At 39.3% G+C, this 24,688-nt stretch carries 26 protein-coding genes; 14 read left to right on the forward strand and 12 right to left on the reverse strand.

Annotation, left to right across the window (positions count from 1 at the left end; genetic code table 11):
• Window positions 1–23: 23 nt before the first annotated feature.
• Together V5G21_RS19880 and V5G21_RS19885 are read left to right on the forward strand one after the other, a co-directional pair.
• Window positions 24–824 (forward strand): nucleotidyltransferase domain-containing protein, encoded by an 801-nt coding sequence (locus tag V5G21_RS19880; protein WP_011246916.1) that lies wholly within the window; start codon window positions 24–26, stop codon window positions 822–824.
• Window positions 825–1,154: 330 nt separating this feature from the next.
• Complete coding sequence (locus V5G21_RS19885) at window positions 1,155–2,009, forward strand: manganese catalase family protein (RefSeq protein WP_011246917.1); 855 nt, start codon at window positions 1,155–1,157, stop codon at window positions 2,007–2,009.
• 123 nt (window positions 2,010–2,132) lie between these two features.
• Here the strand turns inward: V5G21_RS19885 and V5G21_RS19890 are convergent, their stop codons facing one another.
• On the reverse strand, window positions 2,133–3,260 hold the full coding sequence (locus tag V5G21_RS19890; RefSeq protein WP_011246918.1) for an N-acetylmuramoyl-L-alanine amidase: 1,128 nt from the start codon (window positions 3,258–3,260) through the stop codon (window positions 2,133–2,135).
• A 704-nt stretch (window positions 3,261–3,964) separates the two neighbouring features.
• Between V5G21_RS19890 and V5G21_RS19895 the strand changes: the two genes are divergently transcribed.
• A complete protein-coding gene (locus V5G21_RS19895) occupies window positions 3,965–4,603 on the forward strand; it encodes a CPBP family intramembrane glutamic endopeptidase (RefSeq protein WP_011246919.1) in 639 nt (212 codons plus the stop codon).
• A gap of 185 nt (window positions 4,604–4,788) precedes the next feature.
• On the opposite strand, the gene V5G21_RS19900 is transcribed toward V5G21_RS19895, so the two are convergent.
• Complete coding sequence (locus V5G21_RS19900) at window positions 4,789–5,502, reverse strand: GntR family transcriptional regulator (RefSeq protein WP_011246920.1); 714 nt, start codon at window positions 5,500–5,502, stop codon at window positions 4,789–4,791.
• A 308-nt stretch (window positions 5,503–5,810) separates the two neighbouring features.
• Between V5G21_RS19900 and V5G21_RS19905 the strand changes: the two genes are divergently transcribed.
• From V5G21_RS19905 to V5G21_RS19920, 4 genes are all read left to right on the forward strand, one after another.
• Window positions 5,811–7,136 carry a 6-phospho-alpha-glucosidase gene (locus V5G21_RS19905; RefSeq protein ID WP_011246921.1) on the forward strand — a complete coding sequence of 442 codons (1,326 nt, stop codon included), beginning with the start codon at window positions 5,811–5,813 and terminating at the stop codon, window positions 7,134–7,136.
• A gap of 48 nt (window positions 7,137–7,184) precedes the next feature.
• Complete coding sequence (gene chbG / locus V5G21_RS19910; protein ID WP_011246922.1) at window positions 7,185–7,931, forward strand: chitin disaccharide deacetylase; 747 nt, start codon at window positions 7,185–7,187, stop codon at window positions 7,929–7,931.
• Window positions 7,932–7,960: 29 nt separating this feature from the next.
• Window positions 7,961–9,358, forward strand: a complete 1,398-nt coding sequence (locus tag V5G21_RS19915; RefSeq protein WP_011246923.1) for a PTS transporter subunit EIIC — start codon at window positions 7,961–7,963, stop codon at window positions 9,356–9,358.
• A gap of 433 nt (window positions 9,359–9,791) precedes the next feature.
• Window positions 9,792–10,046 carry a hypothetical protein gene (locus V5G21_RS19920; protein ID WP_011246924.1) on the forward strand — a complete coding sequence of 85 codons (255 nt, stop codon included), beginning with the start codon at window positions 9,792–9,794 and terminating at the stop codon, window positions 10,044–10,046.
• Window positions 10,047–10,157: 111 nt separating this feature from the next.
• Here V5G21_RS19920 and V5G21_RS19925 read toward each other — a convergent pair whose 3' ends face one another.
• The 4 genes from V5G21_RS19925 to V5G21_RS19935 form a co-directional block, all read right to left on the reverse strand.
• Window positions 10,158–10,373 carry a hypothetical protein gene (locus V5G21_RS19925; protein WP_035201202.1) on the reverse strand — a complete coding sequence of 72 codons (216 nt, stop codon included), beginning with the start codon at window positions 10,371–10,373 and terminating at the stop codon, window positions 10,158–10,160.
• 199 nt (window positions 10,374–10,572) lie between these two features.
• The gene (locus tag V5G21_RS21490) at window positions 10,573–10,755 is read right to left on the reverse strand and encodes a DUF4177 domain-containing protein (RefSeq protein ID WP_073304124.1); all 183 of its coding nucleotides are present in this window, start codon (window positions 10,753–10,755) and stop codon (window positions 10,573–10,575) included.
• A 141-nt stretch (window positions 10,756–10,896) separates the two neighbouring features.
• Window positions 10,897–11,127, reverse strand: a complete 231-nt coding sequence (locus tag V5G21_RS19930; protein WP_011246925.1) for a DUF3147 family protein — start codon at window positions 11,125–11,127, stop codon at window positions 10,897–10,899.
• Window positions 11,111–11,539 carry a MarR family winged helix-turn-helix transcriptional regulator gene (locus V5G21_RS19935; protein WP_035201204.1) on the reverse strand — a complete coding sequence of 143 codons (429 nt, stop codon included), beginning with the start codon at window positions 11,537–11,539 and terminating at the stop codon, window positions 11,111–11,113. Before V5G21_RS19935 ends, V5G21_RS19930 begins: the two co-directional genes overlap by 17 nt.
• Window positions 11,540–11,833: 294 nt before the next feature.
• On the opposite strand from V5G21_RS19935, the gene V5G21_RS19940 reads away from it, so the two are divergent.
• Complete coding sequence (locus V5G21_RS19940) at window positions 11,834–11,971, forward strand: hypothetical protein (RefSeq protein ID WP_011246927.1); 138 nt, start codon at window positions 11,834–11,836, stop codon at window positions 11,969–11,971.
• A 238-nt stretch (window positions 11,972–12,209) separates the two neighbouring features.
• Window positions 12,210–12,947 carry a MurR/RpiR family transcriptional regulator gene (locus V5G21_RS19945; RefSeq protein WP_011246928.1) on the forward strand — a complete coding sequence of 246 codons (738 nt, stop codon included), beginning with the start codon at window positions 12,210–12,212 and terminating at the stop codon, window positions 12,945–12,947.
• 77 nt (window positions 12,948–13,024) lie between these two features.
• On the opposite strand, the gene V5G21_RS19950 is transcribed toward V5G21_RS19945, so the two are convergent.
• Entirely contained in the window at window positions 13,025–14,398 is a 1,374-nt protein-coding gene (locus V5G21_RS19950) for a class-II fumarase/aspartase family protein (protein ID WP_011246929.1), read from the reverse strand.
• Between the two features lie 20 nt (window positions 14,399–14,418).
• Complete coding sequence (locus V5G21_RS19955; protein WP_212929806.1) at window positions 14,419–15,969, reverse strand: PTS transporter subunit EIIC; 1,551 nt, start codon at window positions 15,967–15,969, stop codon at window positions 14,419–14,421.
• Window positions 15,970–16,282: 313 nt separating this feature from the next.
• Here V5G21_RS19955 and V5G21_RS19960 point away from each other — a divergent pair, with 313 nt between their 5' ends.
• Window positions 16,283–17,023 (forward strand): Cof-type HAD-IIB family hydrolase, encoded by a 741-nt coding sequence (locus tag V5G21_RS19960; RefSeq protein WP_212929807.1) that lies wholly within the window; start codon window positions 16,283–16,285, stop codon window positions 17,021–17,023.
• A 92-nt stretch (window positions 17,024–17,115) separates the two neighbouring features.
• The gene (locus tag V5G21_RS19965) at window positions 17,116–17,481 is read left to right on the forward strand and encodes a hypothetical protein (protein WP_035201206.1); all 366 of its coding nucleotides are present in this window, start codon (window positions 17,116–17,118) and stop codon (window positions 17,479–17,481) included.
• A 166-nt stretch (window positions 17,482–17,647) separates the two neighbouring features.
• Here V5G21_RS19965 and V5G21_RS19970 read toward each other — a convergent pair whose 3' ends face one another.
• Both V5G21_RS19970 and V5G21_RS19975 read right to left on the reverse strand, forming a co-directional pair.
• The gene (locus V5G21_RS19970; RefSeq protein WP_212929855.1) at window positions 17,648–18,160 is read right to left on the reverse strand and encodes a DinB family protein; all 513 of its coding nucleotides are present in this window, start codon (window positions 18,158–18,160) and stop codon (window positions 17,648–17,650) included.
• Between the two features lie 701 nt (window positions 18,161–18,861).
• Window positions 18,862–19,125, reverse strand: coding sequence for a hypothetical protein (locus V5G21_RS19975; RefSeq protein WP_095254756.1), 264 nt, complete (start codon window positions 19,123–19,125; stop codon window positions 18,862–18,864).
• Window positions 19,126–19,764: 639 nt separating this feature from the next.
• Here V5G21_RS19975 and V5G21_RS19980 point away from each other — a divergent pair.
• Together V5G21_RS19980 and V5G21_RS19985 are read left to right on the forward strand one after the other, a co-directional pair.
• Window positions 19,765–20,013 (forward strand): hypothetical protein, encoded by a 249-nt coding sequence (locus tag V5G21_RS19980; protein ID WP_063608381.1) that lies wholly within the window; start codon window positions 19,765–19,767, stop codon window positions 20,011–20,013.
• Window positions 20,014–20,091: 78 nt separating this feature from the next.
• The gene (locus V5G21_RS19985) at window positions 20,092–21,621 is read left to right on the forward strand and encodes a glycosyltransferase (protein WP_212929808.1); all 1,530 of its coding nucleotides are present in this window, start codon (window positions 20,092–20,094) and stop codon (window positions 21,619–21,621) included.
• Window positions 21,622–21,928: 307 nt separating this feature from the next.
• On the opposite strand, the gene V5G21_RS19990 is transcribed toward V5G21_RS19985, so the two are convergent.
• Window positions 21,929–22,270, reverse strand: coding sequence for a hypothetical protein (locus V5G21_RS19990; protein WP_011246935.1), 342 nt, complete (start codon window positions 22,268–22,270; stop codon window positions 21,929–21,931).
• A gap of 304 nt (window positions 22,271–22,574) precedes the next feature.
• On the opposite strand from V5G21_RS19990, the gene V5G21_RS19995 reads away from it, so the two are divergent.
• Window positions 22,575–23,240, forward strand: a complete 666-nt coding sequence (locus tag V5G21_RS19995; RefSeq protein WP_011246936.1) for a hypothetical protein — start codon at window positions 22,575–22,577, stop codon at window positions 23,238–23,240.
• A 693-nt stretch (window positions 23,241–23,933) separates the two neighbouring features.
• On the opposite strand, the gene V5G21_RS20000 is transcribed toward V5G21_RS19995, so the two are convergent.
• Window positions 23,934–24,680, reverse strand: coding sequence for a DUF1129 domain-containing protein (locus V5G21_RS20000; protein WP_338465039.1), 747 nt, complete (start codon window positions 24,678–24,680; stop codon window positions 23,934–23,936).
• Between the last annotated feature and the right edge of the window lie 8 nt (window positions 24,681–24,688).

The raw sequence follows: 24,688 nt of genomic DNA on the forward strand, positions 1-24,688 counted from the left end.
TAAAGGGAAAAGGAGGACATAAAATGACGTATTTGCAAGCAGGGTATGGACTCGACGACAATGGCTATATTTCAAGTGATGTCTCCATACATAAAATTCCCGAAGTATACGAGCCATGCATTCAACACTCTGTAGAACAAATATCTCGCTTATTTCCAAATCAATTACACAGTGTCTATGTTTATGGCAGCGTCGCAAGAGGAGATGCGATCGCGATTAAGTCAGACCTGGATCTTTTAGCTGTGTTCAATAGTAGACTAAATGCTAGTGAGAAAATGAAAGTAAAAAAACTCTCAACGACACTGTCTGAAACATACCGCTATTTAATCCGCGATATTGGTATAGCAGTTGCAGATCTCGATCACGTGATGAACCCAATCAATTATTACGAACAGGCTTTTCTAAAAGAACTCTGTGTTTGTATTTACGGAACCGATCTTCGAGACTGCTTCGGCCCCTACAAACTTACTGCAGAGATCGCCATAAGCTTTAATGGTGACATTGGTGATGTTTACGACCGAACCATTGACCGGTTACAGTCAGCCCCCACAGAAGAATTTGAAAAACTTTCGAAAAATTTCGCCCGCAAGCTTATTCGCACATACTATTCAATGGTGATGGCCCGCTCTCAAGTTTGGACGACAAAACTTGATGAACAGTCCGATGTTTTTATTCAATATTATCAGGATAAAGAACCTATCGTCCGCATGCTGCAGAAATGGATCGAAGAGGCGCCAACAAGCCGTGAACATGTCCTTAAACTGTTTATGAGCGAAGGCACATGGCTCGCTGCACATTTCGAACGTGAAGCACAAATGACTTAATGTTTCTTATTCTTACGGATGATTTCTCCTCATATAGGAAATGGTTTTGATGTTGTTGTATCATCTCTACCTTCACTTTCCGCAAAATCAGCAACAACAGACGGGCGTTTTTCTCTCTCCTAAGACGTCCGTGTTCCTTTTTCATTTCCACTCTCATGTTTTTTAAGAACAATTGCCTCCTCTAAGACAATATCCCCCCTGAACTTTTATTAGCTTTGGACAACTTCAGCATTTAAGCGTAAAAAACGGTTGTAGATTTAGTGTATATTTGGAAATCATTTGTTCAAACTAAAAAAGCAGTTAACGATGATCCGATAAGGAGGAATACCTTTGTATTATTACAAAGAAGAATTAATTAACATCATTAAGCCTGATAAACCGGATCCAGCGGCAGCTAAAGTCCTTCAAGAAATCCTCGGAGGGCATTATGGAGAAATGCGCACGATGATGCAATATTTCTTCCAAGGGTCCAATTTCAGAGGGAAGGATAAACAATATCGTGATTTGTTGCGAGGCGTTTTCCTAGAAGAAATTGCCCATGTAGAGCTCGTCCAAACGACCATTAATGCATTGCTTGACGAATCAGGGGAAGCAGGAGTAGGAAATCAAGCCCCCAATCATGCTCCTCTCGATACGGCCTTACAAGATGCCAATCCCCACCACTATATTATAGGTGCCCAAGCTTCTCTTCCTTTTGACGCATCCGGGAACCCATGGAATGGCTCGTGGGTGTACAGCCATGGAAACTTAGCAGCGGATATGCTCAATAACGTTGTATTGGAATCCACAGGCGTGCTCCAAAAAACTCGCATTTATGAAATGAGTTCCAATGCAACCTTTAGAGAAACACTTGGATTTCTAATTGTTCGAGATAATGCCCATCAAAATGCATTTGCGAAAGCACTTGAAACACTTGGCGTAGAATGGGGCAAATTATTCCCTATCCCAAATTACGACATTAATAAATATCCAGAATGCCGAAAATTTGTTGATATGGGCTACCATAACATCCAGTTCAATTTCAGATTAGACGAAACCCGAATTGGAGAAATTCTTCAAGGGAAGTCCCCGAGCAGAAACGAAGGCGCATTTTCAGTCACTCCTCCTCCAGAAGGTTTCCCTGTTCCACAATTTCCTGAAATGCCGAATGAACACAGCCCTGGAATTAGTGATTTAAATAACTAACTTTCACCCATTCCACGGTTTTGTTTGCATGAACGTTTACAGTCACTCCTGAAAAAAGGCAAAAAGAAACGCATCTATATTTATAGATGCGTCAAACTTCCTAAAGGCTTGTGGCGAAACAATTTAATGTTGCAATGCACGCCTTACTGCCTCGCCAACTTGAATTTGAAATTGTTGTGACTGCAACAGTGCAGCATCTGCTTGGTTGGACACGTACCCTAATTCAATTAAGAGTGACGGAGTTGAGGTATTTCTAAGTACATAAAAATTCGAGTCATAATGGCCTCGGTAAACAGCGTTTGGCAAGTCACGGAACTGATTTTCTAGTTTTACGGCTATGTTGCTTGGCGCAAACGAATGAATTTCCATGCCTCCTATAAGCGAATTTTCATGGGCATTTGCGTGAATGCTCAGAAAAAGATCTGCTTGGAACGAATCAGCGATATTAGCCCGTTCTTGTAAATAAACATACTCATCGCTAGACCTTGTTAAATAAACCTCTATACCATTCTCTTGTAAAGATTTTTTTATTTGTTTAGCGAACAAGAGCGTAATGTTTTTTTCGATTAGCCCATTTCCTTTCGCGCCAGGGTCTCTACCGCCATGCCCAGGATCAATGACAACACGGGAAATGGTTCCTGTTACAGCTGCTTGCTGGTCGACAGTTTTGCTTTCATTACTGGTCGATCCAGATATACTTTCATTGCTAGTAGAACCAGATAAATACGAGGTATCAATAAACGCCCGTTGCCCATTATACGTAATTTGGCCCCAACCATCCGTTGAGATTCGATACTCGACCATTGAACCATAATCAATTTTCCCAAGCATTGCGGAATTAGTGCTTGCTTGTGCACGAACGATCAGACCGTTTTTTGCTGTTACCTTACCAACGTTCACACCAGAAACAGCAGGTGGTTGATGGCTCGTTGTTTGATGGCTCTCTGCTTGATGACCCGTTGCTTGGCTGGTTGGCCGGTTTCCCTTAATAAAAAGGCTGTTAAGATATCCGGCTTTTCCGTTGTATGTAATTCGAACCCAGTCATAGCCAACATCCACGTACTCTATCTTGGCTCCTGACTGCAACTGGCCAATTACAGGAGCATCATTGCTAGGGTTCTCGCGTACATTTAAACTCGTATTTGTGATCACTGTCCCTGTTTGGACAGTATAAGCAGAAGCATATGATTCCAAGAAAATAAAAAATGTGCTAAATAGGAGTGCAACAACAATGAACGACTTTCCCTTCAACCTCTTCACCTCTTTTCATGGATTTTTAATTCTATCATATTAGGACAGAAAAATAAGAGAGTCCATTTCCCTAGCTGATTAAACCGGTTTCACATGGATCAGCGCTCAAGAGGCTTGGTTTTTACAAGTGTATCCTTAACTACTTTTTTTAAGATATCATCTAAATCTATAGACACAAGACTTTAGACCCTAATACGCATCACCCTGTCGAATAAACATCTATATAGACCCATGCCCATTGTTCTATTTATAAAAGAGCGCTCTTATTAAACAAAAAAAGAATAGTCTTTTTTATATACACTGTTGACGTATTCCCTTTAAACAGTCAATCTATGCAAACCTGACCTAACACAACCTCAGCTATAGCTATTTTATTTTTTCTTTCAGTCTATTAAATACTGTGGCCCAATCGGTTCATGCAATAGTTCGAGTTTTAAGCCACAATAGCTTAAACAGATAAACAATGAAAGGTGCACAGCAGCCATGAAGGCTTGCACCTTTTTTAACATGCCGGCATTTTACGGAGAAGTCGCGTTTTTGAAGACGTTACAGCCATACATGATGATAGTCGGAAAAGACCGTTTGAGTAACGAGTGACTTTAGTCAATTTTTTAACAGAGACTTCATGACTCCAGACAATAGTATTTGTAATACCGGAAAACTATAATGAGTGAAGAAAATAGCTGAAAGTGAGGAATGATAGGTTGTCTAATTTAACTACACATCATGATAGAGTAAAAACGGGTTGGATTTTGGCTAGTACCTCTCTATTGTTAACCACCAGTATTCTTTTTTGGTTTATAGGAAACCCTAAGCGCTTTATCGAAACAAGGATGGGGATTCACGAAGGTGTATTTGCAGACTTTTACGTATGGCTATTCACCTTCATCATTGTATTAGGTTATGTTGTCTATACAATCATTGCCTTACCCTTTGTTAGAGCACACCTTTTTCACATGTCCTGGCTTAAAATCATTGGAGTGTGGGCAGCATTGGCTACAGGTATAGTCGAGGAAGTCTTGTTTAGACATCTATTGATGGATTTCTTACAGTCTCTCCATGTTTCTGATGTTCTGCAAATCATACTTTCAGGAGCGGCATTTGGCTTCGCCCATGGGGCTTGGGGAATTTTAAGACGTGACATGAAAATAGTCTTGCCTGTCATTATTTCAACTACAATTTTAGGGTGTTTTTTGGCAACACTGTACATTATGTCAGGAAGAAGTACGTTTGCCCCAATCGTTGCTCATATGTTGATTAATTTAATTATTGAGCCTTGGCTTATGTTATCAGCCATTTCAGGAAAGTGGACAATGAGTAAGCAAACACAAAAAAATACGTAAAAACGAACTATTCTCTTTTATTACAGTCATTCGGTTTGCTGCGTGGCCTGTCAACATACTATTTAGTTTTGCTCCAGTACCACGTTATCAGAATACAATCGCACCACGCAGCATCCATTCACCCTTTCATAATCACCTTTTGAAAAGAGAAATCCCCTTTCGCAAAGCGTGTGAAGGGATAACATTCAGATTCGTTTTGAAGTGAACTTAAACGTGTATTTCTCACTCCTAAAGTATAATTTCGTGTATTCAAAAATCGTATCGTTTTCGAAATAAGCCCATAGATCCATGAACAATACGAGCTCTCCTTCTTCCAGCTTCAACGTTTGCTTAAGCTGTTCATCCGGCAGCAACGGGAAGATCTCCCCCTGTCTTTCCTTAATACGGTACCCTTTCTTTTCCACGTAGGCATATTTAGAACGGGTCATTACTTCGACGGATAGGTCAGGAAACAGCGAAACTGGCATATACGTCTCCTCCAAAATGAGAGGTTCGCCATCAGCTAGCCGCAATCTTCGAATAAAAAATACCTTTTCTCCGTCTTCCAGTTGTAATGTTTCTCTCACTTTCCCAGTTGGTTCTTGCATGGAAAAATCAAGAATTTCGTTAGCAGGCTGTTTGTTTAAATAAATCATCTCTTCGGTAAAGCCTTGTAAGCGATAGATGTCCTGCTCGATTTTCCCCGTTTTTACATATGTGCCGGAACCCCTGATGCTGTATAAAATCCCCTCCTCGACCAGAAGTTTAATCGCCTGCCGTATTGTAACTCTGCTGACTTGATACTTCTCTACCAATTTATTCTCGGAAGGAATGGCTTCATCTTTTTTTAATTTTAATGCAAAAATATCCTTTTTAATTTTTTCCGCTACTTGTTTATATAGAGGAGAGTGAATAGCCAAGAAAAAAATACCTCCGTTTTTCTATCTTTAATTTGTATTGTCTTAAATACAACTATACCTAAAAATCATTTTGTTTTCATCTTTTCCGTTTAAACTTCTATCTTTCCACTCGCAGCATACCTGAAAACGCCTATTCAATCAGGAATATTGTCTCCTAACTGAAGCATTCATTTGTTTGTCAATTATACGCTTAAATTGGTTGCGCCAAATAAATAATACAACTTTAATACAAGATTAGTATTGATTTTGTATCACCATGGTGCTATAACAGAATTATAAGACAAGCAACCACGCGAGGAGGAGCTAACATGAAAAGACAGCGATTGGTTATTGCCGGAAGTGGAAGCACTTACACGATGGGAATGATGATGAGCTTAATTGAAGAGAAGGAACGCTTTCCGCTAAAAGAATTGGTTTTTTATGACATTGATGCAAAACGTCAGGAACGTACAGCCAAAGCAACGGAGATTCTTTTCAAGGAACGCTATCCTGAATTGACGTCATTCTCTTATACAACCGACAAAAAAGAAGCTTTTAAGGATGCAGACTTCGTATTCGTTCAAATTCGTACAGGCGGCTTAGCCATGAGAGAGCAGGATGAACAAATTTCATTAAAGCACGGCGTTGTCGGTCAAGAAACATGCGGTCCCGGGGGAATGGCTTACGGGCTGCGTTCGATTAGGGATATGATTGAGCTCGTAAAAGACATCCGCCGCCATTCTCCGAATGCTTGGATTTTAAACTATACAAACCCGGCCGCCATTGTGGCTGAGGCATTAAAGCGGGAATTTCCGACAGATACACGCTTGCTGAATATTTGCGACATGCCAATTGCAATTATGATCAGCTACGCGAAAATTCTTGGTCTGGACGTATGGGAGCTCGTCCCTGAATATTTTGGCCTTAATCACTTTGGCTGGTTTACGAAAATATACGACAAAAGCGGTACCGACCATACGGAACGATTAAAGCAACTTATTATTCATAATGGTTTCAAACCAGAAGATAAAGAAATCGCCAATGACAAATCATGGCAGGAGACGTTTGCGATGGCTCGGCAAATGCTCATTGATTTTCCAGAGTTTCTCCCTAATACGTACTTACAATATTATTTGTATCCTGACAAAATGGCGGCGAAAGAAAACCCGAACCGCACTAGGGCAAGACAAGTGATCGAAGGCCGCCAAAAACGCATCCATGATCTTTGCGACGAAATCATCCAAAATGGCACAGCTGCTGGCGCGGACCTCCATGTCGATATCCACGGCGTGTTTATGATTAAAGCCGCTGAATCGCTAGCTTACAACTTGAGCAAACGATTCATTGTGATGGTAGAGAATCGCGGCATTATCTCCAACTTACCGGCAGACGCCATGGTCGAAGTGCCAGCTCTTTTAACGAGCAACGGCGCCCAACCATTCGTAGTAGGCGCTATTCCTACTTTTTATAAAGGTTTGCTAGAGAGCCAATTCGCTTATGAAAAATTGGTAGTGGACGCATACTTTGAGAAGAGCTACCAGAAACTGCTACAAGCCCTTACTTTAAACCGTACTGTTATTAATGTATCTACAGCCAAAGCAGTATTAGACGATCTCATTGCTGCCAACAAAGAATACTGGCCAGACCTAAAATAAAGTTCGTAGACCTTTACTAAATTTAAGAGAAGAAAAGGATGAACGGCTATGAAAAAATTAATTATTAACGCGGATGATTTCGGCTATTCAAGAGGCGTTAATTTCGGAATTGTGGATGCGCACCGTTTAGGTATTTTAACTTCAACGACATTGATGACAAACATGCCAGGAGCGGACCACGCAGCCGAGCTGGCCGACCAATTCCCTGACTTGGGAATTGGCGTTCATCTTGTACTGACTTGCGGCAGGCCTCTCCTTCGTACCCACAAAACGATCGTGGATGTTCAAGGAAACTTCCGTAAACTCGATTTCTATAAAGGAGCGTTCACGATTGATTACGACGAGGTTTATGCTGAGTGGAAAACGCAGATCGAAGCGTTTCTGTCCTACGGCCTGGAACCGACGCACTTAGACAGCCACCATCACGTCAATTCCTTTGGCAGCATCCCCGACGTATTTTTGACGCTTGCCAAAGAGTATCGACTACCGGTACGAAACAATATGGGGGAGAAAACTGCAGCGGAACTGAAGCGGAAAGGAATCAAAACAACGGATTCCTTCTCTTATTTGATTGAAACGACGTTAAAAGATGATGAGGCGCTAGACAATCTGTTTAAAAACCATGATTCGGTTGAAGTCATGTCTCATCCGGCCTATTTAGACAAGGAACTTCTGGCTAGCTCTTCGTTTACCTTCCCAAGAGTGGACGAACTGGAATTTTTAACTGATGAGGAAATCGTTACACGTGTTCGGTCACGTAAAGATATTCAACTGGTCACGTATCAATCGATCTAAATACTATGGACGATAGGGAGGCTTCTATGATGAAAAGCTTTTTGCAGAAGTTTGGAAAATCGCTGCTGATACCAATTGTTGCTTTGCCAATTGCCGGACTGCTCCTTCGATTAAGTGCCGAGGATTTGCTGGACATCCCTCTATTCCAAGCATCCGGTGTCATTTTGGCTCAGATGGATGCGCTGATTGCGATCGGAATTGCGATGGGGCTTGCAAAAACAAAGGATAAAGGAATACCGGCACTCACAGGTTTTCTGGCCATTCTTGTCTTAAAAGAAGGATTAACAATTATGGACCCAGAGCTCAATATGAGCGTATTCGGAGGCGTATTGGCTGGTTTAATCGCAGCCTTCATCTATAATAAGTTTAAAGATACAAAGCTACCAAGTATGCTGGCCTTTTTCAGCGGAGAAAAATTCCCTATTACGGTTATTATCTTTACGATGATTCCAGTAGCTGGACTGATGTCATTAATTTGGCCATACGCACAGTCCGGTATTGATACGTTCAGTAAAACGTTGATGGGGCTTGGCGCGCTAGGCGTGTTCATATTTGGATTCTTAAACCGCTTCTTACTGCCATTTGGTTTGCACCATGTTGTAAATACGTACGTCTATTTTGGCTTGGGGGAATATGAGACGCCTTCTGGAGAAATTGTGAATGGTGAAATCACCCGCTTTTTAAGCGGCGACCCTACAGCCGGATACTTTATCGGCGGATTTTTTATCACGATGATGTTCGGTGTACCGGCCATCGCTCTCGCCATTACCCGGGCTGCGAAGAAAAAGAAAGAAGAAACGAAGTCTTTAATGGCTTCAGGTGCCGGAACCTCTTTTATTACAGGGATTACAGAACCAGTGGAATTTACATTCTTGTTTACATCTCCGCTGTTGTACTTTATGCATGCGGTATACACTGGGCTGGCAGGAGCTGTGCTTTATCTGTTGCAAATCAGGCACGGATTTTCATGGGGAGCCGGTGTCATTGACTTCGTCTTAAACTTGAACCTCGCAGATCGAGGGTTGCTCATCATTCCAGTTGGCCTTGCCTTTTTTGCACTGTACTATTTCACGTTTTATTTTATGATTGTTAAAAAGGACATCCCCCTTATTGGCCGAGAAAAAGAGCTGGACTTTGGCGAACAATCTTCAGAGGACGAGAAAGAGTTGAAGTTGTCCCATTCCAATCACGAGTACATGGCCAAGAAAGTATTGCAATTTATCGGCGGAAAAGAAAACGTTATCACGAATGATAACTGCATGACGCGCCTTCGTCTCGAACTCCATGATACAGAAGTCGTAGACGTCGATCGCATTAAGCAAACAGGTGCCCACGGCGTCATCAAAATCGACAAAAACAACGTACAAATCGTCCTAGGCTCCGAGGCCACCATCGTCAAAAAAGAACTAGACAAATTATTGGAGTAATGTCTCCAGTTAAATAACTTTTCGTATAATAAAAAGCCCGCGCCTGTAAAAAAACAAGGGACGGGCTTTGCTTTTTCAATGTTTCGAACTCATATTTATTCGAATAGTACTTATTGCTCTAGCAAATTTCATAATTTGATTTTTCTCTAAAGCGGAGCGTTTTTACAAAGTCTATGAATAGCTTCGCTTCTTCAATAATACTCTTTTTTAATACATCGAAATTAACTTTTGAAAGATCTTTGTTTTTGTTGCCGGTCATCTAATAAACTCAAGTAGTTTGCGTGGTATACGACGCCCATCATATCGGTATCAGCATATTGAGAAGTAATTTTCGTTTGCTCTTTATGAGCGCTGCTTCCCCTCCTCACCAAGCTTATAGACAATCGATTGATGAACATTTACAATGAAAGTATCCATAATTTGGAGGATACTGATGCGAAAAATTACAAACATTGTCGGAATGACAATTGGCCTCTTTATCTCTTATCACAGCTCGGAATACATCCTTTACTTGCAAGGAAAAAGAGATTCTTTTGAAATAGAACCTCTTATAGCAATTTTAGCTCTACCAGTTGCTTTACTAGTAACCTTTTTTAGATCTTTCCCAAGTGAGGTAGGAAAACCGCGTGAATGGGATAGAGAAGATTGGGTGGATCCACTTGCTGATGAAGATGAAAAAATCAAATAATCAACCTAGAGCACCACTTTCACACCTAACCCTTACAAAGAAAAAGATGATCATTGCCTACCCTATACCACGTTAAGCTTCCAATAGAGCAGCCACATGGCTACCCTCGTGTCACTCTTTTTGAAGGGCTGTGATTTCAATATGTGTTACATTGCGAGAGCCCACAATAACCTCTTCCTCCCCCATCATACCGAAAGACACAAATTGGTTTTTCGATAAAGATTCATCAATCGCCCTAACTGCTTTTTTCACATCATCATCCGGCCGCTCTGATTCATAAACAGGTTTGTCTCTCCCAACAACGTATACTTTCATTAAATACGGCATGTTTAACAGTCTCCTTTTAAGTAGATTCCTTATTCTTTACCCAACATTTACAGTTATTACTCATAGTTGTAGTCCTTTCAATTAAAAAAGCGCATATGACTTATCATCATACACGCTCTTTGTTCTTAGCATCTGGATCGGGTAGCCTCAAATCTTCATGAAACTTGTCACGGAGAAAAGACGGAGTAGAAACCTTGCTTTATGGATTCCGTTTAAATACAGCTAGATTCCCGTCAGTTCCACCATAACTTTGTTGGGCCACCAGCGAGATTAGCTCCCAACCTTCCTTGGCCAATTCATTTAGGGTGTCACCGATCCGTGCCGCATTTTTGTTATTATTTGCCACCGGTAACAATATTGTTTTATATTCTATTCCAATCACCTCTTATGCCTTATGATAACACATAAAAAAGACAGCGGCCTAGGCTTCCGTCCCTTTTAGAAACGTCGTACGAAGTTTGTCATGGCATTAACTAAAACTGAATCTTTTCATGTCGAATTGGGTATAGTCAAAAAATAAACTTTACACATACATTTTGTAAGAGAAGACAAACGGTAATCCTTCTAACACTCCAAAAGCAAACTTCGCAAGTGAATTTACTTGCTGGCCTTCTACATAGAGCCATACCAGACTTAAAATACTCACTAATGGCAAAGCAGCCACCATACCCACATAAGTAGGAAAGCGACTGGCTATAGCAGTAATAAGCCCAATAATGATCGCTGATATCCCTATTTTAATGACTGTAAACATTGCTTTCGCTAGCCTTCTGTTTAAGTAATTTAAATCCAGTTAGTATTATTTCTGTTTCTTCATCGGTTAAACGATTAAAAATGTCATTAAGTTTATTTTCATCTAAACTCGTATGCTTACGAAGGATATCTTCTCCTAAATGTGTGAGCTTTAATACAACTTTTCGTTCATCTGTTAAACTCCGAGTTTTATAAACATACTTTTTCTTCATTAACCGTTTTACATGTTCAGAGGCTGTATTGTGAGAAATCTGGATACATTCAGCTATTTTCTTAATGCCTGCCTCTGGTTCTTTCTCAATGACCTGCAATATCCTAATACTTTGGTGTGTAATTTTTTCTTCATACTCATGTCTCAAATGATAATAAATATCTGTCCAATTCGAATTGAGCATACTTACTTTGTCCATCATAACACCTCATTTATATCGTTCCAACAGATTATATCTTATATTACGATACAAATAGAAGAAAATCAATTAGAATAAAAACCACGCAAACAAACTAGTGCATTTGCTGTATCGGCTATTGCCTTTACTTATGCCAAAACACAAGATGGAAAAATCAAAGATTTAGAGCAGCGAATCGAACAGTTAGAAAAGAAATAACTGCTTTTTTCCGTTTGGATACTAAGCTACAAAAAGTTGGAGTGACAGTTGACAGTTCCCTTACGTCACACACTATCCTTTGGATAAGGAGGTGTGATCATGAAAAATGTTTTCGTTTTCGGCCGGATGAAAGAAGACGATCCTAGACGTGAAGAGGTAGAAGCGATGACTGAATCCATCTTTTGCGCGATCGAACAAGAAATCGACGAAATCACACATGCATTTAACGGAGAATAACTTACAGGCGGCTCTTGCCGCCTACCCATCCCGATTCGCCCAAGTCATTAACGTCATTCTTTGGGTACAAAGCCTAATCTCACATACTCCACCATTAGCAAATAAGCCGAACAACCATACACGGCAACATTCTCCTCCAAAAACATACAAATACAAGGGCTCTGTTAAAATGGTCCCATCCGGTGTACTATATTTACAATATGTATTGCTTTTAGAACTTTGATTGGATGGAGAGAATATGTTTGATATTTTGAAGAACTATGAAGAACTGACCGTAAGTGAAAAGAGAGTCCTGAGCTACATCATGGAAAATCAAGATCAAATTCCCCATATTAAAATTAATGATTTGGCAGAGGCAACGTTTGTTTCAAAAACGGTCATTATCAATTTGGCGCAGAAATTAGATTTTTCCGGTTTCCGAGAAATGAAATATTATATCAGCCAGAGAATCATTGAAAAAATGTCTGCACAGGAAACAAGCACGGTCCTGTATCGGGAGATTTTAAAACAGTCTATGGATAAGACATTCTCCCTTGTCACGGAAGAGCAGCTGCAAAAAACAGCTGCCAAAATTAAAGCTGCGAAAAATGTATTTATTATGGCGAGAGGAACAAGCAAAGCTGTCGGTTATTATTTGGAGCATCTCTTATTGACAATTGGCATCCAATGTATCTTTATAAAGGATTACAATTTATCGGAAGTGTTTACGGATTTTGTGGCCGAAGAGGATATTGTCATCTTTATTTCCTTATCGGGAGACACGAAAAAAATTATTAATACTGCGAAAAAAATTCATTTAAAAAAAGCCGAAATCATTAGTATCACTTCATTCAAAACAAATGAATTGACCCGGTATACGACGAACAACCTATTTTGTTATACCGACAAAACGAACACAAGCAAAAATGACACCATTTCAAGAACTGGTTTTTTTCTTACGATTGACTTGTTGGTTGATAAATTGGCCAACCTTTAAATCGCGTAGGCAGTGGTGCTAGTAAAAACGACAAAAATAACGCTCTTCCATAAAAGAAGAACGCTATTTGTCGTTCATTAATGGCTGTAGTTTTCGCGGATTTTTTCTGCAGTTTCTTTTGCCCGCTCCGCCTCTTTTTCCGCTAAATGAGCTGCTAAGCCGGTATAGTTCCCAGGTTCAATCATATGCTTTATTTCTTTATCTGTGAAGTTTGCCCGGACTTGTTTGTTTTCTCTTAAGTTATCATAGAATTCCTGCCCTTCGGCAGCTGTCTTCATAGCAATCTCATACATAAGAGAATGGGCCTGATCCTTGCCTAATTTCTCTGCTAGTTTCATCATGACGTATTCACTATTATCAAGGCCTTTGTTGCGTTTGGCGTTATGGAGCATTCTCTCTTTATGCACGGTCAGTGTACGGGTCAATTCTTCACAGCGGATCAAAATTTCTGTCATCAATTCCATCGACTCTTCCAACAATCCTTCAAATAGCATATAAGAACTACTGTCCCCTTCATATGGACGTGCAGCTGAATACATCCCTATACTAGGAAGAGAATAGAGTTTCTGTGCATTTGCGATAATTCCCTTAGCAAGTTTTGGGTTGATTTTATGGGGCATGGTACTGCTGCCGACAGTCCCTTTACTGAACCCTTCGGATACTTCAGCGATTTCTTCCAATGTTGTACTGTATACTTCCTCAGCTATTTTATGGCAGCAATTTGCCAATAGGGCCAAATTCGACATGTATTCCAATTTATGTGTGTTAATATTTCTAGATGGCACAGTCATTGGATACATGCCAACTAAGGCAGCCACACGGTTTTGAACGTTTATTCCTATCTCCGGCATTGAACTGAACGTGCCGACTGCCCCACCCATCATTACTTGAAAAACTCTTTTTTCCGCTTCAGCCATGCGTTGATGACAACTGATCAATTCGCTTATCCAAGCGGACACTTTATACCCGTATGTGATCGGAATCGCATGTCTCCCATGCGTTCTACCGGGCATGACCGTATGTTTGTTATCCGAGGCCAGAATGCTTAAGTTTTCTAAAATCTCACCAATCAGGCGCATAAATATCATATGAGCTTTTTTCAAAATATAAAGCTGCGAACTTTGCTGTATATTTTGTGTTGTGATTCCGTAGTGAACATATTTTCCGCTATCTGGTGGACATGCTTTGACGAGAACTTTTAAGAAAGGGACAAAGCCATGGCCAATTTCTTTGTAAATACGGTCCATTTCTTCGAGATCAAGGTTTTCAAGTTTGGCGGCCTCTTTAATTTCCTGCGCAGCTTTTTTTGGAATAAGCCCATATTCAGCCTGTGCCTCAGCCAATGCCGATTCAAACAAGAGCCAAGTTTTATATTTTTCCTTCTCTGTAAAGAGGTTTTTCAGACCACGATCGTCAATTGTTTTACTTTTAGAATCATATAACGCTTTCATACTATCACTCCTTTATGCCTCTAAACTTTTTCATCGACTGCATTTTTGATAAATTCTACCTGCGTCCCATAGACGATATGAATATGCTTCGCTGTTGGGAAAAAGAAGCCGGAGCAGCCAGTGCTGTTCAATAACTCTTTGTCAATCTCCCTAACTTCTTTTAGATCAATCCGAAGCCTGGTAATACAGTTATCCACGTTCAGAATGTTTTCTTTTCCTCCCAACGCTTCCACTACTTTACTGGCAATCTCGTCGTAGCGCTTTTCTTTAAGTAGGGTACTGTCAACGTTTTGCAGTTCTTCCCTGCCTGGTGTTTTAATATCAAACCGGATAATCGCCCAATAAAAAATGAAATAAGTGACGACAGCTAATCCTAGACCAATTAACACCAAAAAGAGCCATCGTGAGTTTTCATAAAGGAGTCCAAAGATCGTAAAATCAAAAATGGTCCCCCGGATATATCCAATGGAAACATCTGCAAGCGACAGCAATACAGCACCGATGCCAACGATACATGCGTAGACGATGTATAACAACGGAGCAAGGAAAACAAAAGTGAACTCCAGCGGTTCCGTTACGTTACCTAGAACAGCCGTAAGCACCATAGTAACCAACATCGATTTCACATAGACTTTATTTTCCTTGTAAGCAGCCTTGTACATAGCAAAGGCAATGGCAGGGAATAAAAACAGGACGACAAGCATTTGCTGCTGAGCCATGAATCGGGACAGCTTTGGCATCATGGACCAATACTCACTGTTTGGCCCCTGATTAAACAAAATTTCCGTAATCGCTGGGACAACACCGACATACGTTTTCCCATCAATGACATAGGACCCACCTGCTTCCGTAAATCGGAACAAGGCATTCCAGACATGATGAAGACCAAACGGAATGAATAGCCGTTCGCCCGCCGCTGTAAAGAAAGGACCGACCACACTTAAAAAGATGGTAGACAAGTTCGTCAATAAACCTACAAAATAGGTCCAGACAAACGGAAGCAACATCCCAACGGTAGCCATCAATCCGATCGTGATGATTGGAACTGATTTCTTCCCAGAAAAGAACGCCAGTGCAGCCGGTAGTTCTAGGTTATAGAACCGTTCCGTGGCCCAGGACGCGATTAGACCGGTTAGAATCCCTCCGGCAGCACTAATATTGACCGTTTGAATGCCAAGTATATTGATCTGACCCTGCTGCGTCATCACATCGGGATCGGCCATCGTTCCTGTGATGGTCAGCCATACATTCATTGCAACAATTAAGGTCAGATATCCTGCCACAGAGGCAAACACCGAAATACCTTTATCCTTTTTCCCCATTCCATAAGCGACACCCATCGCAAACAATAAAGGGATATTATCGAACACAACATTACTGATTGTTTTTATACTTACCAAGATAGTATTGACGGCCTCGTTACCGAGGAAAGGAACTTTTTCTACCATATAGTCTTGCGTAAGCGCTCCGCTGATCCCCAAAAGCATCCCGATCGGAGCCAATACCCCAATCGGGAGAAGCAACGTTCTGCCGAATTGCTGTATGGAGTCACCAATTTTTCTTTTATTCATCCCTCAAAACCTCCCTTGTCTCTATGATCTAATTTACGTTTTGGATAAAAAATCAAATGAACGAGTGTATGCATACTTGGATTTTTTTATCTGCTATTATTCTATCAGCATAAAAAATTAGTTGAAGCGCTTCCGTTTCCTATTAACTTATTTAGGTAATGGAAAATGACCTAGGTCATTCAAAAAATGATTTTCGGAGTAATGAATTATTCGAACCGAGGTGATATGGTGAGAGTGTTGCTAGACGAAACCGAGCAGCCCTTCTCCTTTTCCTAAACCCAAAATACAGAACATACCTACGGAGGTTGAACGGATGACAGATATAAAAATGATTGCGCTGGATATGGATGGTACGCTGTTGAATGATAACAAAGAGATTACAAGTTGGACGAAAAACCAAATCAGGAAGGCACAGCATGCAGGTATCACTGTCGTCTTATGCACGGGACGCCCCTTTCCCCACTGCCACACTTACATTCAAGATTTGCAATTACATTCCCACTCGATCACATGCAATGGCGGACAAATTTACGCAGTCGACCATTCTGTTATGATAGAACATCTTTTCGATACAGCCACGCTGGCTAATTTATATCACTTTGCACAAGGACTCGGAATGAATACATGGACGATCTCCACAAAGGAAGCGTATTATAACGATTTACCGGAAAACTGCAGCGCATACCAGTGGCTGAAATTCAGCTGCTCCCATAAGGATGAAGAAGTTTTAAATAAGATGGCAGAGAAAGTGCAATCGATAGACGGCGTAGAAGTTAGCAACCGGACAGCCTTCACGGTTGAAGTCAATCCTACCGGCGTGAATAAAGCTGCAGCACTTGAATGGGTTTGTGAAAAGTTAGGAATAACGATGAAGCATGTAATGGCAATAGGAGACAGCCTCAATGACATAAAAATGATTCAATCTGCCGGTATCGGCATAGCGATGGGCAATGCCCAAAAAGCAGTGCAGCAAGTAGCCGATGCTATTACTGATACAAATAATAATGATGGAGTTGGAAAAGCAATTGAGAAATTTATTTTTGGTGGAGAATGAGAATGAGGGGTGTTCAGGCATGTGTATCGAGGCGCTTATGTATAGGAGAAAAATATGCGTGTAAGGACGATTAAATGGGGAGTCTGCATAACATGAATAAAGAACAATTTGTTCACTTTATTAAAATGCATATTCGAGATGAAGCGAGTGCAGGACTCATTCAAAAGTTGGAAAAACCCCCTGGAAGAAAACCAAGGGCCAAACTTGTAGCACAATCTAAATGGTTTAATAACCTAGATTCAAAAGATAAAGAAATGGTTAGCCAAATCATCCACGAAAGTATAGACGAAGCACTTTTTGGGCTCCTATCCGTTTTAGATGGCGTAAGTGCCATTGACGAAAAACCCGGAAGTGAATGGAAGCTTATTTATAAAAATAAAGATCAAGAAAAATTGCTAAATGACATTGAAACTGAATCCTTACATGACTTATACAACGATTTAACACTAGAAGATTAACGGCTAAAATAGCTCTGCAAGTGGGCATATCCTTTAAACCGTTTGGGGCAACACAAGGCAGAGCTATTCGTTCCCACCTTCCCGGAATTGTCCCTATCCGGTAGGACTATTCACAACAAAATGTAAGGAAAAAGAAGATGTCTTTATATAAATATTTCATCTTCTTTTACCTAGCATCTAAAAATAATTTTATCTCTTTTATTTGTTCGATGTGTCGCTGTTCATGCAAATATATCTGTTCAATCCATTGATCAAGAGGCAATTCGCCAAGCGCAGGATGTTTCATAGATTTTTCGGCTAATATGGACTTATCTTCAATAGTATTAAGAAAATTCATCAATTTTTCCCTTGAATCATTTAACCAATTAACTACTTGCTCCACTTCAAAAGGTCCTTCATCTGGTTCAACGATTTTTGGAGCTATAATCTTTTTGGTTCGATCTAATAATACAAGAGGAACATTCTTCCGTTCATTTTCATTACTATTCGATCCTTTCAACCCCCAAGTAATTGCCTTTAATGATGCCTTTTCCACTAAAACTAAGTGATGGCAAACTTGCGCTATACTCCATTTATTTACATCAGCCTTACTATTAAATTGAGCATCACTTAATGACGCCAATTCTTTTACAAGTTTCTTTCTAGTTTTTTCTAGATGGCCATTCACTAATTGATTCAATAGCGTTCTCCCTTCATTAAGCACGTTATTTGTTCGTTTCAATTGATTCCTCCTTATTCAATACGATATACGACAAAAAAAGAGTGGTTCCTCCCATTCCCATAAAAAATACACAGATCTCCCTTCTTTTTAGGCGACAGGGCGATTAAACAAAAAACTAACGACTTTTAAGCATTAACCTTTCAGGTAGATTGTGGAACAGCTCCCGTAGGCCTTTGCCTCTGTATATAAGAATGTCAATGTCAACACAAAGCTGGACAGCATCATTTGTCCGTAAAAAGAGCGCATATTGCCTTATGGCTCATACACGCCCTTTATATAATACGGTGGGCATTCTCTTCCATACTTACTTATTACTAGAGTTTCGACTACAGAACTACAAAAGACATGGGCTTTTTTCTACTTGCCCCCCACTATTTGTCCTCCTCTTTATCCTTGTCTTTCCATTCAAAGAAAGCGATAAGAAGATAAGAAATTATAGCTAACGGTAAAGTAACAGCGAGTACAAACGGAGAAAAGCTAAATGTCCAAAATAAAGCGTTGTTGCCGACCTTATTTTCCACTATTTGATAATAGAGATCCTCTACAAGGAATATTAAAAATAAGGAACCTACACTAATTACAGTCGCCCATAGAATCGTCTTAAATAGCATCTTATGGCTCCTACACGCTGTTAATTTAAGAACTTATTGGGTATTTTTTCATTTCTTACTCTTATTCTTTTCTTTACTATCTTTTCGTTCAAAAAACACAATAAGTGCATGAGTAACTATTGCCAAAGGTAGTGTCACGGCTAGTATAAAAGGAGTAAAAACGATTATCCAAAATACACCCATATAATCATTGGCATCACCAAAAATCAAAAAGTATGTGTCTACAACAAAAGCAATTAATAGTAAAGGAACAATACTTAATAGAATTGTCAATATAATCGTTTTTAATAGACTTTTTGAAAATTTTTTCAATATAATCAGTTCCTTACTTATTTAGAAAGAAGCATTAAAGTTTTGATTTCCATGAGTTGGAAAAAGGTTGTGAAATCCTTCGTTATCTCTTGTATAAATCATGAAATGCATACTTGATTCTGGTATATATACCGCAATTTCATGTGCAGGTGCAAGATCATGTATCCCAGATATCCTTCCAGATCCGTTAGCAGTAATGTTTACAGCATAATTATAATCAATATTTGGTGGAGCCTCATACAAAAAAGGAATACCAATAGAATGTTCGAGGTTCCAAGATGCTCTACTCGAATTAATACTCGTATTTGTACGGGAAAATTTATCTGGATCTGCAAACTTCTCGTCAATAATATCTTTACTAGAATTATATCCTACAGTTGAATTAATACCTAGTCCTTGACTGTCCGGAAGAAGTCATCCGATTGTCACCACTTACATATCCACCTAACTTTTATGGAATCCTAAGTGCCAAAAACCTTTCCCCTTTTATATCAACTTGTTGGTCACAGCTAGATAATTTTGTGACACTTGCCCAAACTTCACTTTATACGTGTACAATGTCACTAACAGCCTATATAGTCCAATAAACGCTATATCATTCGATAGTGGCGACGTTACTTTTGGAAGGCGGTGAAAAAAATGAATGAGCCTACTAAAAAGCAAATTATGAATAAGCTAGAGCTTGTGCTTAAAAATCAGCTAACCAGGGAGGAAGTTGCTGATTGGGCAAGTGAATATACGATGCAAGAAAAATACGATGTATCTGACATGGAAGTATGGAAAATGTTGATGACTGTCTCAGGGTTGGACCTTCAGGACAGCCCAGGCGAATATCTACATAATGACGATGACATTCGAGATTGGATCAAAAAGTTTTCAAACAATTGATTATGTAAGCAGCCACACTAAGGGTTATTACTGAATATAGACTAAAAGTATGGTAAGCTGGGTTCGAGGAGGATTAAAATGGACAAGTTACATTTTTTTTTAGTTACTCACAATATCCTGTCTGATTCTGGCGGTTTAACTATTGCCGCATTTAACCAATCAAAGTTGTTTTTGGATAATGGGCATAAGGTCACCGTCACTACATTCGATTATCAACCTAATTATCAATCTATTTTTCAAGAGCTAACGGATATGGGGAGAATTTATCCCAGCCTAGAGCATTTAAACAAATTTGAGTACTATAGAAATCAGAACACACTGCCTGACTCAAAACCAACTGCTGCTTTATATGAAGAAGAAGCGAATGAAGACGTAGCCTTTTTTTATGACAGCGACAATAACCGCTATTGCTTTGTGGATGGGACATTAAAAAAAGTGAAAACGTATAGTGACGCTAGACTAACAGCCGTCCGTTATTTTGAATTTGGAAATCAGCCTTATTTAGAAGTGAACTTTAATAAACAGGGATTTGTCGATAGAAAAGTCTGGTTCAACCAAGACGGACACCCTATTCAAGAGTCTTTCTATACAAATGACGATTTCTGTTATTCTACAAGGCACTTTAAGAAGAAAGGCGTTTCTGGGGAATTTTATTTGTTTAACCGGAAAGATGAAAAAGTTTATGCTTTTAAAGGCGCCAAAGCCTTTGATCGACATTGGTTAAATGAACTAGCTGCCAATAATGCCGCCAATCAAACAAAACCCATTTTCATCGCCCATGGGCAAAATTGCGGCACAAAAGTTGCAGCCATTAACCCTGACCATGCCTTGCGGTTTTTCACCGTCCATAGTAACCACCTTGAGGCTCCTTATACATCAGGAAGTCATGTGCAGTCTAAGTACCAACCAGTTTTTGAAAACAGACAATCGCTAGACGGCCTAGTGGTTTTAACCGAAAAACAAAAACGAGATATATTAGCAGACTTTCCAGGTGAGGATAATATTTATGTCATTCCTAATCCTCTCTCAGTACCAGAGCTCTATAATGAAGCCAGAAACCCCCTTAAGGTGATTATGGTTACACGACTAGAGAAAGAAAAACGATTAGATGAAGCACTGCATGTCTTCTCACTCGTTGTTAAACAACTTCCAGAAGCTACTTTATCCATTTTCGGAAAAGGCATTGAAGAAGAAAACCTACGGAACCTTATTAAGCAGTTAAAACTAGAGAATAACGTCTTTTTAGAAGGATATTCGAGTAATATCCCAAAGGAATTTCAAAAAGCAAGTATTAGCATGTTAACATCCGATTTTGAAGGGTTACCTTTAGCAGGAATTGAATCTCTTATGAACGGAACGCCGATTGTATCTTACAACTTTAACTATGGCGCTTCCGATATTATCAAGAATGGCATAACAGGATACATTATTGAGGATAATGACAAACAAAAGATGGCCGAAAAGATTATTTACCTATTAGAAAGTCCTGGAGTAGTGGCGGAAATGAGTAAAATAAGCAGAGAAAACATGATTGAAAAATATACAGGGGACGTCGTATATAGCAAATGGACGAATGTCCTTAAAAGTCATGTTACTATTCAAGTATAAAGAAACCGACAACGGATCCATTCCCCAATTCTGTAGACAGGTCATTCAAATAAAACGCACAGGACAGCAAAAACATAAATGGTTGCTGTCCTGTTTATAATACGGCTAGTCATTTTTTATGTGCAAACGCCATAAACCTCAATCATGTTTTGTAAGGTCATAGATTTACCAACTTTAAGATGGTAAGTTGGTCAGGTCTATTACTTAATTCCCTTGTCCCCGTTAGTTGCTTTCCTCGTGCGTTCTAGCATATTTTAATAATAAAAGCGCATACGGCCTTATGGCTCATACACGCTCTATATTCAGGTTAATATGTCATCATAGAGAAATAAAAATCAGCATAACGGTCTTTTCTGTACAGTAATCTCAAGAATCGACCTGTATCCGGTAAACGGTATAATAATTCCGCTGACTTAAAATTTTCATTTTGGGATATTACACGGGATGCAACCAACTCCGCTTTCATCTCTTTAAATTCTTCACCGGTACTTTTATGAGTTGTTAAAGTTGGTGGGTTCGTATCAACATTTTCACTTATTGACCTATAACGACTACCGTCAATACCATTTACAAAGTGATGTTCTTTATACACGTCCCCTTCATACTCTAGAATGTAAGTAACCTCTTTTTCCCATTTTAATTCTTCCATGTTTCTCATCCCCTTAAGTATTAGTTGTGCTTCATTCTTAATAGAGAACAAAAACAGCATTTATCAAAAAAAAGTACAATGTTTTTGTTTTTTGTCACTTGATGAGAGGAGAAGAGCGCCGCCCTAAGGGCCCTAAGGCTTGCTTGTTTCCTGGCTACTTGTCCTTTCTTAGCTCTAAAGCCTCCATGAAACTTTGAAGCGTAAGTAAATTAAATACCACTTTTTGTCGAATGATTGTACTTGATGTCACATTCCCTTTATAATAGATTTGCATCAAATTTACATACAAATAAAGGAGAAAGAAATGAAGAAAAACAACCTACTTGCTACCCTCGGTTTAGTAAGTGTCATTACTTTAGCAGCTTGTGGGAGCGACGCTACTAATGCATCAGAAAAAAACAACGACACGAAACAAGAAACAACCGAAAAAGAAACAGATTCTACTCGTGATGACAGCGAAGCGGAAGACAGTGAGGAAGATGCTAATGAGGGAGATTGGGAATACCAAGTCGGAGATATGAATGAAGATGGCAACTTTAAATTGTTAGCGCGTAATGATACATCTGAGACAATTGAAACAGCATCAATTTCTCTCCATTTCCCACAAGTAACAGTAGCAGAGGTTGTGGAATGGCCAGAGGAACTAGCTGATTCCTACGACTTCGAGCCAACTGGAGTTATCCAAATAGATATGGAAGTATCGAATTCATCTGATGACACCATTAACTTTTATATGGACCAAGCCACGATCACTACTAATACAGGAGAACAACTAGAACCAGATTTATTGACTAGTGATCACATCGGTGGAGTGTTTATTGGGGCTGTTAATAAATCAGGCAGCGTTCGTTATATGCTCGAAAGCTCTGATCCTAATGAGATTGAGTGGGTGAGAGTCCTAATCAACGCACCACACGATGCAAATTTTGAAAGCTTGGGCCATGACATAGATGTTCAAATTGACTTTTAGTATAGAGCCCCGCCTACTTTTAAGGCGGGACTCTTAGTTTATTCATAACAACGTGGCCATATCTTATTGCCGCCCCAGCCTTCTTGCCTACGATTCATATAATATATCGTCTGGAAAATAACGTTTTTTCTTGTTATTATATAAATATGTAAGTCATATTTATAAATTTATTTATGTAAAACGTACAGTTAATAACCCTGTTTTTGCTTTTGAGATCAACCCTGCTATTGTCAAGGATGTGCTGAAACCAAAACGGCTAAATATATATGCAAATCGCTATAAGGAGGTGTCGTTCTTGAAGAAAACAAACTGGTTTTTATCTGTGTTTATCACTGCCTTGGTTACGTTTGTGATTCAAACGGGATTAAGTAATTTCGGCGTAATTAACATGTCCAATGTTTGGACCGATCTAATCAGCTGGGTTGTTATATTCTTTGTCGTCTTCATATGAACAATCAAGTGCCCTTCAAAATTGGAAGGGCTTTTCATTGTTCCAATTAAAAATGAATCCTTTTCACAAGAAGTCGTTAACTTTTTAGAGGTAAAGTCTATTGTTAGGTAAGCTCATACACTATCGCATCCATATACAGGTATGGTAACTTAATTCTACTAGAATAGAGCTCCCTTTTTCCATGCAAAATAACGTTTACCATACCTTTTAATAATCCATTTTTAACAGCTAATAATCATATTTTATTGCTGATCAAGTAATATTTTCCTTCCGTAAAATCGCCACATTAGATAAGTAAGAACACCTGGGAGTACAAACCTTAACTCACTATACATCACTTGCTCTAATTTGAAATACTCAAACAGCCATAAGCTGCCAAAGACCAAAATCACGTAAAGAAAACTAAATTTTAAATTAAACAAAACTGCGAAGTTAATAATCATAACTATTATTAAAATACTCCCAAGTACATATCTTGGAATACCTTCTATAGTTAATATTGTTTCATTATAGCTTTGACTATAGATTAAGACAGCAACGGTTACGGCACTCGGTATTAACGCACATAAAAACGTTAGTAACAATTCATTTGTTTTACTCTTAAATGCTGTCATACGAAGTGTGGCAATTGCAAAAGCAATCCAAAGTATAAAGCTGACAGGGTACCCCACCAATTCAAGTACAGATAATTCTAATGGTCTATTAATAAGGATAGCTGTTATAATGAATCCAAAAGTTCCGATAATCAGGTTAATAATATGCTTGATATTTTCCTTTATTGAAATTGTCGATACAGCCACGATTTCTTTAGCATATTTTTTGGGTGATTTCCCAAAAATATCTTCAATGGTTTTTCCGTTTCGTTCACCTTTTATTAAATGTACCTCTGCTTCCTCTAAAAATTCCTCCATTTCTGATTCCTTCACTCCATGAGAAATTAGATAACCTCGCATACTTTCAATATATTGCTTACCCTCTTTTGAAATCAAATTTAACA

This window comes from Shouchella rhizosphaerae, assembly GCF_036700015.1.
GTDB classification, from domain to species: domain Bacteria; phylum Bacillota; class Bacilli; order Bacillales; family Bacillaceae_D; genus Shouchella; species Shouchella rhizosphaerae.